This is a genomic window from Nocardia puris (genome assembly GCF_036051655.1).
In the GTDB taxonomy this organism is placed as follows: Bacteria; Actinomycetota; Actinomycetes; order Mycobacteriales; family Mycobacteriaceae; genus Nocardia; species Nocardia puris.
Genome location: NZ_CP107943.1, coordinates 5,184,729 through 5,199,554 on the forward strand (window position 1 = coordinate 5,184,729; position 14,826 = coordinate 5,199,554).

At 70.8% G+C, this 14,826-nt stretch carries 1 protein-coding gene (cut by a window edge); it reads left to right on the forward strand.

Going from position 1 to position 14,826, the window contains the following annotated elements:
- Window positions 1–14,826 carry the 5' portion of a type I polyketide synthase gene (locus tag OHB21_RS24015; protein ID WP_195126532.1) on the forward strand. It continues 8,067 nt past the right edge of the window, so only the first 14,826 of its 22,893 coding nucleotides appear in the window; its start codon is at window positions 1–3; its stop codon lies off the right edge, out of view.

The window sequence follows — 14,826 nt, forward strand, 5'->3', positions numbered from 1 at the left end:
ATGTCGGACGGGGAGTATGAACTACGCGTCGTACTGACCAAGGCACTGCGTCGCATCGAGGAACTGGAGTCCGCCCGGCGCGAGCCGATCGCGATCATCGGCATGGGGTGCCGATTCCCCGGCGGCGCCGACGATCCGGACCGATTCTGGGCGCTGCTGGCCGCGGGCGCCGACGCCATCGTCGAAACGCCGTCCGCCCGTGTGCCCGTCGCCGACGATGCGCCGCGCGGGGCGAACCGGCGGGCCGGACTGCTCGCCGGACCGGTCGACGTGCTGGACGCCGACTTCTTCGGCATCGCGCCGCGCGAGGCCGCCGCGATGGACCCGCAGCAGCGGCTGATCCTCGAAGTCGCTTGGGAGGCGATGGAAGACGCGGCCCTGGCGCCCGGTGCCGGCGAGTCGCGCGCGGGGGTGTTCCTCGGCGTCAGCTGGCAGGAGTACCAGCGCGCCATCACCCCGGACGGGGTGCGCTCGGTCGACGCGCACACCCTCACCGGAACCATGCCGAGCATCGTCGCGGGCCGGGTGTCGTACCTGCTCGGCCTGCGCGGTCCCGCGGTCGCGATCGATACCGCGTGCTCGTCGTCGCTGGTCGCCGTGCACCAGGCGGTGACGAGTCTGCGCGCGGGGGAGTGCGAGGTCGCGCTCGCGGGTGGCGTGAACCTGCTCCAATCCGAGCTCACCACCGAGGCGCTCGCGCGCATGGGCGCGCTCTCCCCGGATGGGCACTGCCGCCCGTTCGACGCCGCCGCCAACGGCTACGTGCGCGGCGAGGGCGCCGGGGTGGTCGTGCTGAAGCGGCTCTCGCGCGCCGTCGCGGACGGCGACGACATCCGGGCCGTGATCCGGGGTTCCGCGGTGAACCACGACGGCCGTTCCCTCGGGCTGACCGCGCCGAATCCGGTGGCGCAAACCGAACTCGTGCGCACCGCCCTCGCCGACGCCGGATGCGTGGCCGAGCAGATCGACTACCTGGAGGCGCACGGCACCGGCACACCCTTGGGTGATCCGATCGAGATCGAGGCGCTGGCGCAGGTGTTCCCCGCGCGCCTCGACGAGTCGGTGGTCCGGATCGGTTCGGTGAAAGCGCAGATCGGGCACCTGGAGGCCGCCGCGGGTATCGCCGGGCTGATCAAGACGGTGCTCATGTTCGAGCATGGGACGATCCCTCGGCAGCCCGGATTCGGAACGGTCAACCCCCGGATCGTGTTGGCGGGCAGCGCGTTCGAGATCGCACGCGAGGATGTGCCGTGGCCGTCGGGTGCGGTGCCGCGCCGGGCCGGGGTGAGTTCGTTCGGGTTCGCGGGCACCAACGCGCATGTCGTGCTGGAGGAGGCGCCCGCGCTTCCGGACGGGGAAGCGGTGCCGGAACGGCCGGAACTGCTTGTGCTCTCGGCCCGCACGGAATCCGCGGTGGCCGCGTCGGCGGAGCGCTACAGTGCGCGGTTGGTGTCAGGGGATCTCCCGTTGCCGGAGGTGGCGGCCACCGCCGCGCTGGGGCGGCAGCATTTCTCCCGGCGGCGCGTCGCGGTCGCGCGGTCGGTGGAGGAGGCCGTCGATGCGTTGGGCGCGGCGGTGCCCGTGCCGGAATACGAACGCGCGCCGCGCATCACGGTGCTGTTCACGGGGCAGGGATCGCAGTACGCGGGGATGGGACGGGCGCTGTTCGGGCGATTTCCGGTGTTCCGCGACGAGTTCGAGCGCTGTGACCGTGCGGCAGGTGTCCTCGCGGGCGGACTTCGGTTGCGGGACTTGCTGTTCGACGCCGACGATGTCGCGCTGGCGCGCACGGAGTACGCGCAGCCGGTCCTGTTCGCGGTGGAGTGGGCGGCGGCACGCCTCTGGGAGTCGTGGGGTGTGCGGCCGGTGGCGGTGGTCGGGCACAGCCTGGGTGAGTTGGTCGCCGCCGCCGTGGCGGGTGCGTTCGGTCCGGAGGAAGGCGTGCGGCTGGCCGTCGTGCGCGGACGGTTGATGCAGGGTGCCCCGCGCGGGGCGATGGCGGCACTCTTCGCGGCACCGGAGGATTTCGCGGAAGGGCTTGCCGAGCTGGCGGATTCCGTCGCGATCGCCGCGGTGAACGCACCCGGCCAGTTCGTGGTCTCGGGGTCGGCGTCCGGTGTGCGGAGGTTGCGGGATGCGGCCGAGGCTCGAGGCGTGCGCGCGGTGGAGCTTCCGGGGGATACCGCGTTCCACTCGCCGCTGCTGGATCCGGTGTTGGACGAGTTCGAACGTGCCGCCGCCGATGTGCTCGGCTCTCCGCGTACTCCGGCGATCCCCCTTGTCTCGAATATCGCGGGGGTACAGGTCGATTCGCTCGACTCGCGTCATTGGCGTGACCATGCCCGTTCGGCGGTGCACTTCGCCGACTCGCTCCGAGCCGCAGAGGGTTTCGATACCGACCTCTACCTCGAAGTGGGGCCACACCCCGTCCTGCTCGGTTTCGGCAGGCAAGTTCTCGATGGTGATCCGGCCCGGTGGCTCGCGACGATGCATCGCGCCGCCGTCGACGAGACGCCGACTCTGACGAGCCTCGGGGAGATCTATCGGCGCGGGGGTGAAATCGATTGGGGTGCGGTGTTTCCCGGGGAGGTGCGGCGGCGGCATGGTCTGCCGACGTATCCGTTCGAACGTCGGCGTTACGTGGTGTCCGATCGGGCGGCGGAGGTAGGATGTGCGGCCGTTGCCGCCGCCGCTCCGGCTGGCGATGTTCCGGTCGGTAGTGCCTTCGACCTGGTAGGTGACACTGTTGCTCCGGCCGGCAGCGTCACCGGCCCAGCCCGTGGTGCTCCTGTTCCGGTCGACAGCGCTACTGCCCAGGTCGGCCGTGCGTCCGTACCGATCGGCGGCGCAGCAGCCCCGGCCTACCTGGCGGAACATCGATATCGGGGGTGGGCGATCGTCCCCGCCGCCTACTTGGCGGTGACGGCGCTGCGGGCCGTGGGCGAAGGGCACGAGCTGAGGGACTTCGCTGTCACGCGCGCGCTCCCCGTGGAACAGCTCACCCCGCCGCGGCTTTCGGCAGCGGCTGACGGCATCGAGGTCGCCTTCGACGCCGGTGCCGCCACCGCTCTGCTCGTCCGATCCGGAGCGGATCATGCTGCGGATCGCGAGGATTCGACGCGGGCCGGGGGATCGACGGTGCGCGATTCCGACGAGTTCTACCGGTGGTGTGCGGGATTCGGGCTCGAGTTCGGGTCGGCGTTCCGGTGGATCACCGGGCTGCGCGGCGACGGCGCGCGAATCACGGCCCAGCTCGAGCGCCCGGCCGCGCTGGCAGTCGACCCGACCGCCACACTGGTCTGCCTGGTGGACGCGGCGGTGCAGACGGGACTCGCGCTGTATGAACGCGGCGGCGCGGCGCACCTTCCGATCGGCATCGGCAGGCTGCGCCTCCGCGGTGCGTTCGAGGGGTCGATCGCTCGTGCGGTGGCGACGCGGACCGGTCCGACGGTGAGTGTGCGTTTGTTCGATGGGTTCGGAAACCTCGTCGCCGAGATGGACGAAATTACCTACGCGGCAACAGAAACCGCTCGGACTGCACTGGCCGTCGAGCTGCCGCGTGATGAGAGTGCGCCTGATTCAGCGACCGGCACCACGAACGCGGTTCCGATCCGTACGGTGCGATGGCGGCGGATGGCAGGTGTTGGCGCCGCGACCACCCGCTCTTGGCTCGTCTTCGGCACCGGCGCGGAAACCGTTGCCGCAGGCTTGTGTTCGGCCGGTCAAGCCGTGCGGATTGCCGCACGGGGAGCTGACCGGCCGACCTCCCGCGTTCTCGTCCACGGGGCGGTGGCGGGTGGTTTCGCGGATTCGGCGGCTCCGGCAACCGAGAGCGGAGCAGATGCCGGATATGTCGCACCGGGTTCCGCCCACGAATCCGGCGACGCGGCACCCTCACTCACCCCGCCGGGAAGTTCCTTCGGTCCCGAGAACCTGAGCGGCCACGCCCTCGTGTACGTCCTGTCGGGCGACGCGGAGGATCCCGACACAGCCGCCACAGCGGTGTCGGAACTATTGACGTTGGTCCGCACCGCCGCCGACACCGTCGACGCGGGTCCGCTGTTCGTGGTGACGACGGGCGCGACCGCGGTGTTGCCCGGCGATCGGGTCCGGCCTGCGGCAGACGCATTGCGGGGACTGTGCGCGGTCGTACGCACCGAGCTTCCCGAACTCCGGTGCCGGACCATCGATGTGCCGGGTGACGAACTGGGTGCCGCGCACCTGGTGGACGAACTCCGTTCGGACGCAGAGACACCCGAGGTTTCCCTCCGGGCCGGAGTTCGTTACGTCCCTGTGCGCGTCCAGCATTCCCCGCCCGCGCCTGACGCCGCCGTGCGTCCGGACGCGGCCTACCTGATCACCGGCGGATTCGGCGCGCTCGGTGGGCACGTCGCGGAGCTGCTGGTCGAGTGCGGGGCCCGGACGTTGGTGTTGGTCGGGCGGAACACTCCCGGCGAGCGCGCGTCGGCGACGATCGCGCGAGCGCGCGCCGCGGGCGTCCGCATCGACACCGTGACGCTCGATCTCGGCGACCGCTCCGCGCTGGCGGCGTTGATCGCCCGCTTCGGCAACGACCTGCCCCCGCTGCGCGGGATCCTGCACTGCGCGGGCGTGACCGACGACGCGCCGCTCATCCAGCAGACCCCCGAACGGGTGCGCGCGGTGTTCGCGGGCAAGTCCCGCGGCGCCTGGCACCTGCACGAACTCACCGCCGGATTGCCGCTGGACCTGTTCGTCCTGTTCTCCTCCGTGAGCGCGGTGATCGGCACGGCCGGTCAGGCCAACTATGCCGCCGCCAACGCCTACCTCGACGGTCTGGCGGAACTCCGCCTGGCCGACGGACTCCCGGCCGTCAGCATCCAGTGGGGACCCTGGGCAGCCACCGGCATGGCGGCAGCTCTGATCCCCACCGCCGTCGCGGCCTGGCACCGCAAAGGTGTCGGCCTGCTCGACCCCGTCGCGGGCCGACATATCCTCCACCGATTACTCACCGCCCGCGGTGTTTACTCGGTCCACCCGGACCCGAGCGGACTACTCGCCCCGACTCCCACCCCCCAAGTCTCGAGCACGTCACCGATGATCGGTGCGACTGAATCGACTGCTGAGGAATCACTTTCGCGCCCTTCTCGAGCAGAGTCGCGCTTCGAATGCGAGCTGGATCGGCCCGCTGCATCGGAGCCTTCGGCCATGCCCGATGCGGTCCCTTCGCTGGCACAAGGGGCCGAGGTGGGGTTCGCCGTGGAGTCGGAGTCTTCGGCCGCACCGGGTGCGGTCCGGTCGCTGGCACAGGGCGCCGTCCCGGAGTCCGCCATGGAGACGGAGCCGACCCACCCGTCGGGACGGTTGGCTGGTGCAGAGTCCGCCATGGAGACGGGGGCGGTCACTCTGCCGAGGCTGCGTCCGGCACAGGACCCTGTCGCCGGATCGGACACGACCCGTCAGGTTGATCCGCACCCCGAATCCGCCCCGGTACGCGCACACGCCGACTTGACCGCCCTGGTAGAGCGCCACGCCGCCGCCGCATTGGGTCGCACCGACGGCGTCCCGCCTCGCACCCCGCTGCGGGACCTCGGCATGGACTCCATGATGGCGGTCGACCTCCGCAACACCCTCTCCGATGAGCTGCACGTCCGCCTCCCCGCGACGTTGCTCTTCAACCACCCGACGGTCACCGCCGTCGCGAGTGAACTCGCCAAGCTCGTGGCTGCCGGGAGCGCTGAATCATTCAAGCCGGGAGCACAACTCGCGCCCCACCCGCCCGCTCTTGCTGCCAGCTCACTCACCGCCGCGGCCCCGGGCGCCGCTGTTGCCGACACCGTAGACGCGGCCGATGGCGCCGTCCCTGAATCCGCAGCGGCCGCTGCCGTCGCCGTTCCCGCCGCTGCTGCGTTCGCCGCCGCACTCCAGCCGGCTGCCACCGCACCCCCCGCCGCCGAAGTTGCTCACATTGCCGAGCCTGACGCCGCGAACGTTGCCGCCGTCGCCAACACAGCAGACACCGGAACTACCGGCATGACCGCTGCCGCGACCGGCACAGCTACTACGGCGGGTGCCGTTGCCGCTCCCCGCATCGTCACCGCCGCTGTCTCCGCGGAGGCGCCCGAGGCATCGGTCACCGACCCCATCGCCATCATCGGTGTCGGCTGCCGCTATCCCGGCGACATTCACGGCCCGGATGATCTGTGGCAGTTGCTGATTTCCGAAACCGACGCGGTGTCGGAGGTCCCGCCCAGCCGCTGGGATGTGGACGCGTACTTCGACACCGACCCGGACGCCGACGGCAAGACCTACACCCGGTGGGGGGGATTCGTACACGGTGTCGAGGATTTCGACGCCGGGTTCTTCGGGATCAGCGCGGGCGAGGCCAGGATGCTCGACCCGCAGCAGCGGTTGCTGTTGGAGGTCACCTGGGAAGCAGTGGAGCACGCGGGAATTCCGGCGCACGCAGTGGCGGGCAGTCGCACCGGTGTGTTCACCGGGCTCATGTCGCAGGATTACGCGGAGCGGATGGCGCGCGCGAACATCGCGCCGGACGCGTGGTTCGGCACCGGCAATCTGGCGAGCGTGGCGTCGGGGCGGCTGTCGTACTTCCTCGGCGCGCAGGGGCCGAGTCTGACGGTGGACACCGCCTGCTCGTCCTCGCTGGTCGCGGTCCACCTCGCGGCGCGGAGCCTGCGCGCCGGGGAGAGCGATCTCGCCGTGGCCTGCGGCGCCACCGTGGTTCTCACGCCGTCGCTGGACATCTATTTCGCCCGCGCCCGGGGTCTCGCCGCCGACGGGCGCTGCAAGAGTTTCGACGCCCGCGCGGACGGCGTGGTGTGGAGCGACGGTGCGGGCGCGCTGATACTGAAGCGTCTCGCCGACGCCCGCCGCGACGGTGACCGGGTGCTGGCGGTGATCCGCGGTACGGCGGTGAATTCCGACGGCCGCAGCCAAGGCCTGAGCGCCCCGAACGGTCCGGCGCAGGAGCGCGTCATCCGCGCGGCGCTCGACGACGCCGGAATCGACGGTGACACGGTCGATTACGTGGAGGCGCACGGCACCGGGACAGCGCTCGGCGACCCGGTCGAGGTGGAGGCGATCGCGGCGACACTGGCCGAACACCGGCCTGCGGATCGGCCCGTGTGGATCGGCTCGGTGAAATCCAACCTCGGCCACACCCAGGCGGCGGCCGGAATCGCCAATATCGTCAAGGTCGTCGAATCCCTGCGCCATGAATACATTCCGGCGTCGCTGCACTTCCGGACGGGAAACCCGCATATCGATTGGGATCGCCTCGGTGTCCGGGTGGCGGATACCGGTCGCGCGTGGGCGCGGGGAGAGCGGGTGCGGCGCGCGGGGATCAGCGCGTTCGGCATCAGCGGCACGAACGCGCACATCATTCTGGAAGAGGCGCCATCGACTACGGACGAGGCACGGGAGCAGACTGCCGCTGTCCCGGTGTTGCACAAGGGGTCTCATCTGCTAGCCGTATCAGCGGTGAATGTGCCCGCGCTGAAGGAACTCTCGTCCAGATACGCGGACTTCCTCGACGCCCACCCCGACACCGATCCGCGTCGACTGTGTGCGGCGGCCAACGCCGGGCGGACGCACTTCGCCGAACGGGTCGTGCTGCTGTTCGACGATCTCGATCAGGCGACGGCCGGTCTGCGCGCGGTGGGGTCCGGTGCCGCGGAGCCCGGCGCGCTGCTCCGGCTCGGTGCGAGTCCTTCGGAGGCGCAGGACGCGCTGGCGCGTCGATACCTAGGCGGCGACGAAATCGACTGGGCAGGCGAGTATCCCGACTATCGCGGCGGTTCGCTCGACCTGCCGCACTACCCCTTCCAGCGCAAGCGGCACTGGCTCGACCTCGAGGACGTGCGCCAGGTCCGGGGGAGGCCGGCGGCGTCGGGCGAGGTGTACGAACTGCCGATCGTTCCGGAATCGTTCGATCACCATAGGCTGCACGGCATTCCCACCGTTCCCGCCGCGTGGATGTGTGCGCGGCTCGGGGATGTGGCGGCGCATTTGCCCGGCACGTGGCGCATCGAGCGGCTCACCTTGGTGACACCCCTGGCCGTGCGCGCAGCCTCCGTTGTCGGGCTGGAGCTGACGCCGGACGACACCGGCTATGCGGTCGTGTTCCGGTCGGAGAACGTCGACGGCGGAGTGGTGGCCCGAGCTGTTCTGCGCCCCAGTGCAATCGAGGTGGTCCCCAACCTTGTCGGAGGTCTGCGGGAGGAACCCGGGGGCGCTGCCGGCAACCTCGGCTCCGATCGGCGGCACACCGTCCTCGGCACCGTCGCGGACCCCTGGAGCACCTACTACGATCGAATCGCCGCGCACGGACTCACGCTCGGCCCGGATCACCGGCGCGGCTTGCGCTTCCACCGTTCGGGACCGAACGAGGCGACCGCCGTACTGCGGGCGCCCACGACCGTCGACACCGCCCTGCTGGACAGCTGCCTGCACGGCCTCGCCCTCACCGCCGACGGGACGCAACGAAACCTCTTCCTGCCGACGGCCATCGACCGGCTCGAGATCCTGGCCCAGCCCGCGTCCGGCACCGACCGGCTCACTCTTCGGGTCCGCATCACCGAGCCGGGAGATCGCGTCGTCGTCGGTGATCTCACGCTGAGTGACGCCGAGGGGCATGTCCTGGTTCGGGCGGACGGCATCTGCCTCATGGCGGCCGTTGACCCCGAGGGCGTCGCCGGCACCGAACGCCGGAACCCACTCGTGCGTTTCGACGCCACGAACTCGGACGCGACGCGTATCTCCTCGCCCGCCAGCCGCATTGCCGATCTCCTCCACCACATCGCCTGGGAGCCGGCCGAGGCGCGGCAGTCCGTCGAGGCGACCGGACGGTGGTGGGTACTGGGCGGGGGCACACTCGGCGCGGCCATCGCGGACCACCTCACGGCACGCGACGCCGACGCCGTGCTCATCGAGACGCCCACCGAATCCGATGATCCGCCGTCCGACTCACCCCTCGCCGGCCTTCCGGATGCGGTCGCGGGACGTGACGAGCGCGTCCTCCCCGGTTCCCCTCCGAGTCCGGTCGGAGTAGTGGTCGCGTGGACCGGCACCCCTATCCCTGTGCTCGTCTCCACCGTTCTGCGGCTGGTCACGCACCTGGCCGAATCCGGCGCCGCCCCACGAGCACTCTGGTTGGTGACGACCGGTGCGCAGCGAGTGGTGCCCGGCGACCGCCCCGACCCCGAGCAGGCACTGCTGTGGGGCATCGGCCGGGTGCTGCGCACCGAACACCCCGAACTGCGCTGCCGCCTTCTCGATCTGGAGCACGGTCGGCTGCCGTCGACCGATTCGCTTGCCGCCGCGCTGTTCTCGTCCTCCGGCGAGGAACTCGCACTCCGCGATGACCGGGTGTTGTCCGCGCGGGTGGCTCCCGGCCTCGCGTCCGATGACACGGACTACCGGATTCAGGCCGATCGGTCGGGAGAGCTCGACCGCGTGCGGATCGTTTCCGCCCCCAGACGCTCACCCGAGCCGGGCGAAGTCCAGATCGAGGTCACCGCTACGGGAGTGAATTCCTCGGATGTGTGGTCGGCGCGCGGCTTGCGCACCAGCGGCCCCGCGTCGCTGGGGCGCGAATGCGTGGGCCGGATCAGCGCGGTCGGCGCGAAGGTGACCGGCCTCGCGATCGGCGACCGGGTGGTGGCACTGGCCGACGGAAGCCTCGCGGGATGGGTGAACGTCCCCCGCACGCTGGTGGCCCCGGCACCCGCGCACCTTTCGGACACCGAATGCGCCACCCTGCCAATCGCTTTCGCCTCCGCATGGTGCGCGCTGGTCGACCTCGGCAACCTGCGCCGCGGCGGCCGGGTCATGGTGCACGCCCCCGCCGACGGATTCGGCATCGCCGCCGTCCAGGTCGCCGTGTACCTGGGAGCCGAACTGGTCGTGACCCCCGCGCTGCGCCGGTGGGCCGCTGAGCACGGACATGATCTGGGGGCCGTACCGGATTGGCGTGCACGAGATTTCGTCGCGGACATGTGGGACCGCTCCGGCGGCGCAGGTTTCGACGTGGTGCTGAGCGCGGTGACCCCGGAATTCGCCGACACCGGGCTGGCTTTGCTGAACCCGCGAGGACAGCTTGTCGAGGTGTTCGACGCCGAACAGGTGCGCCCTGTCGCCGAGGGGGTGAACGTGCCCGTCGGCGAGGTCGAGGAGATGCGGCCTGGTCTCAGCGATGCCGAGCGAGTGCGCCCTCGCACGGAGGCCGAGCTACGCGCCACCGTTGAAGGCCGGCTGATGCGTTCCGGCCCTGATGACGGCCAGACCTACTCCGGTGTCGGCCGGGCTGGTGGCGCGGCGAATCATGCACCGCACCAAGGTCCTCACCGTGCCGGGCTCCCTAGGCTCGATCTCGCCGAGATCGGAACCGACCGTCTCGGCGTCGCGCTGGCGCGGATCGCGGCGCTGGCAGACGAAGGAGTTCTGCGTCCCCTGCCGCACACCGTGCACCCGGCGGCCGAGGCGGCTACCGCATTGCGCAAGGTGTGGCAGCGCGACCATCCCGGTCGGGTGGTGGTGCGCTCCGAAGCCGCAGTCCTGCCGACGATCACCGATGACGGAACCTACATCGTCACCGGGGCTTTCGGCGGGCTGGGTGCGGCGGCCGTGCGCTGGCTGGCCGAGCGGGGCGCCCGGCACCTGTTGCTCGTCGCCAGGAGCGCGCCGGACGAGACCGGCAGATCGCTGGTCAACACCTTGCGGGACAAGGGAATCAGCGTCGTGACGCGGCAGGCCGACGTCGGTGATAGCGCCGCCGTGGCCGCTTTGCTCGGCGGCCTGCCCGCCGCCGGGCTCCCGCCACTGCACGGCATCGTGCACTGCGCGGGCGTACTGGACGACGGTGTGCTCACCGGACAATCCTGGGAGCGGTTCCAGGCGGTGCTCGCCGCGAAGTACACCGCCGCAAGGCACTTCGACGAGCTCACGCGCGGCGACAGCCTCCGCCTCTTCCTCACGTACTCGTCCGTCGCGGGCGTCCTCGGCACCCCGGGCCAGGCGAACTACGCCGCCGCCAACGCTGCCCTGGACGCCCTGGCATGGCGACGCCGTGCGGAAGGCCTTCCCGCGCTGAGCGTCGCGTGGGGCCCGTTCGCCGATGTCGGCATGGCTGCCGGCCAGGACGCCCTCCTCGCTCGCCTCACCCGAGCGGGCCTACCGCCCCTGACCGCGCCCGACGCCACTCTCGCGCTGAACCACTTCCTGACGACGGCCGCGACGGCGCCGGGAGTGTTCGACTTCGTCCCCGACCGCTGGTACGCGAACTATCCCGCACAACCCTCGCCCAGCGCGGACCCGTCGACTACGCGTGCGTCCGGCGGATCGGTGGATGACGTCTCCGGCCGGGGCGCAGCCACGCGCACCGCCGACCAGTCACCCGGGGAGCCCCGGTCCCTGAGCAGCAACCACCGAGAACCCGGCATAGATCACTGGATCACCGTGGTCCAACAGGTCACCATGCGCGTCCTCGACCGCAGCGCACCCCTGGACCCCGACCAGCCCCTGCACGACAACGGTGTCGACTCCCTCACCGGCATGGAACTGCGCGCCGCGCTGGCCACCGAACTCGGAGCCCCACTACCCGCCGCCCTGGTCTTCGACTACCCGACGGTCCGCGAAATCGCCGGCCTACTGCAACGCAAGAGCCGCGCCCTGGGCGACGTGACGGGATCGTCGAAGCACCCTGTGCCGCAACCTGGTTCGCTGGATGGCATCGTCAGCACTTCGGTGACACCTGTGCCCCCGCGGGGTGATTCGCGGCCACAGACGCCGGAACCTGGTGCGGCAGGGTCGTTCGCGCTGAACCAGCCGAGCGCGGATGAGGGTGAGCGGTATCGAGGCGAGCGGAATCGCGCGGCCGGTAGTGCACCGCATCGTGCGGCTGACTCGGCCGACGACGACCCGATTGTCATCGTCGGCATGGCCTGCCGATTCCCCGGGGGCGTACGCACCCCCGAACAGTTCTGGCAGTTGTTGCGCGACGGGCGGGACGCCGTGACGGAAGTGCCACCGGAACGGTGGGATATCGACCGCTTCTTCGATCCCGACCCGGCCGCGCTGGGCACCATGTACACGCGGTGGGGTGGATTCCTCGACGGTGTCGACGAATTCGACGCCGAGTTCTTCGGGATCGGCGCGGCGGAGGCGCGGGCGATGGACCCGCAGCAGCGGCTGCTGCTGGAAACGGCGTGGGAGGCGGTGGAGCGATCCGGTCGCGCGCCGGGTGGCCTGTCCGGCAGCGACGCCGGTGTCTTCGTCGGGCTGTGCTTCAGCGAGTACCCCGGAACCCGCACGGCCGCACTCGATCCGGCAGCGGTCGGGGCGTATTCGGTGATCGGCTCGGCGCCCAGCGTGGCTGCGGGCCGTCTCGCCTACACGCTGGGCCTGCGTGGTCCGGCGCTCACGCTCGACACCGCGTGCTCGTCGTCGCTTGTCGCGCTCCAATCGGCGTCGGACAGCCTGCGCGCCGGTCGATGCGACCTCGCGCTGGTCGGTGGTGTCAACCTGCAACTGGCCCCGGAGACCACCCTGGGGTTCTGCCGGATCGGCGCACTGTCACCCGACGGCCGTTCCCGGGCGTTCGGCGCCGCCGCCAGCGGATACGTCCGCGCCGACGGATGCGGCGTCCTCGTGGTGACCCGACTTTCGTCGGCGCGCCGCAACGGCGACCGGGTACTGGCCGTGGTGCGCGGCATCGCGGTGAACCACGACGGTCGCTCCAACGGGCTGACGGCCCCGAACGGGTCCGCTCAGCGCCGGGTGCTCGCCGACGCGCTGTCCCGGGCGGGTATGGATCCGGATCAGATCGCATACGTCGAAACACACGGCACCGGAACGCCTCTGGGAGATCCCATCGAAGCGGGCGCGCTCGCGGACGTCTACGGGGTCGCGCGGACCCATCCGCTGCTCATCGGTTCGGTGAAGTCGAACATCGGGCACGCCGAGGCGGCCGCCGGGGTGGCGGGCGTGATCAAAGCGGTGCTCATGCTGGAGCACGGCCACATCCCACCCTCCCTGCACGCCGACCCGCCGAACCCCCACATCCCTTGGGACAGCGTGCCGTTACGCGTGGCCACCACGTCACACCCGTGGCCGGACACGACGGGACCACGGGCGGTCGGAGTGAGCTCGTTCGGCATGAGCGGCACCAACGCCCACGTGATCCTGTCCGCGCCGGAACCGTCGTACGAGCGCGCATCCGGCGCCGGACCTGCCGTCGCAACACCGACCGGGTCTGGTGCGGCCCGGTTGCTGGTCCTGTCCGCCCGCACCGAGACTGCCCTTGCCGAGCTGGCCGACCGATGGTCGAACACGCTGCATAGCAACGAATCACGGTTCGAGGATCTCGCGTGCACGGCGGCCGTGGCGCGCACCCATTTCGAGCACCGCATCGCTGTCGTCGCACAGGACGCCGAGATTGCCGCGCGCGAACTCACCTCCGGCACTGTCCTGCGCGGTCGAGTCGACCGCGCCGCCGTTCCGGCGATCGGAGTGCTGTTCACCGGACAGGGCTCGCAGTACCCCGGAATGGCTCGCGGCCTGTTCGAATCCGAACCGGTGTTCCGCGAAGCCCTCGAGCACTGCGATACCGTGCTGGGCCCGATCGAAGATGGAATCGGCCTGCTCGACGCCCTCTACGGCCCCGCTGCGGATCGACTGGAGCGGACCGTGTTCGCCCAGCCGGCCCTCTTCGCCGTCGAGTGGGCGCTGTGGTGCCTGTGGCGGGATTGGGGCCTGACGCCCGCCGCCGTGCTCGGCCACAGCGTGGGGGAGTACGTGGCGGCCTGCGCGGCGGGCGCGATGGACCCCGACGACGCGCTGGGATTGGTCGCGACGAGGGGCAGGTTGATGCAGAGCTTGCCCGGTGACGGCGCCATGCTCGCGGTCGACGCCTCGGCCACGCAGGTCGAATCCCACCTGGGCCGATACCCGGCGCTGTCGGTCGCCGGGTACAACAGCCCGCGGCAGATCGTCGTCGCGGGCGGTCGCCACGACCTAGCCGCGTTGCGAGAGGAATTGGGGCACGAGGGAATTCGCTGTGCTCCGCTGCCGGTATCGCACGCGTTCCACTCCGCCCGCATGGATCCCATCCTCGACGATCTCGCTGCGGCCGCCGCCCACCTACCCGCGACCGAACCCGCCCTACCCCTCGTCTCCTCGGTCACCGGGACCCTGATGACCGGACCGTTCACCCCGCGCTACTGGGCTGATCAGGCCCGGCAGCCGGTGCGTTTCGCGCCGGGCCTGGAAGCGTTGTCGGAGCGCGGGATCGGGTTGTTCCTCGAGGTCGGGCCCTCGGCGACACTATCGGTCCTTGGCCGTCGAACCCTGCCCGAGAGCGCCACTTTCGTGCCCTCCCTGCACCGGGGCACCGACGACGCCACGGCGATCAGCACGTCCCTCGGCCACTTGTACACCGCAGGGGCGGCGCTGAACTGGGAGCGAGTGTTCCGGGGCCACCACGCCCGGTCGGTGCCGGCCCCGACTTATCCGTTCCAGCGGCAACGCTATTGGATCGACGCCGCCCCCTCGGCGGGCGCAAGGTCGGGTCTGTTCGAGGGAGGGATGGCGCGCCCAGTGCGCGCCGCTACTTCAGGGCCGGAGATCGAATTCACCCTCACGCTCGACGCGGCCGCCCCCGGATACCTCGGCGACCACCGACTCGGCGGCGATATCGTCGTGCCCGGCGCGTGGTTCGTCACGACGATCTATACCGCCGCACAGGAACTGACTGTCGACCACCCGCTCGCGCTCGATGATTTCGTCATAGTCACCGGGCTGACCCTGACCGGACGACACCTGATACACCTC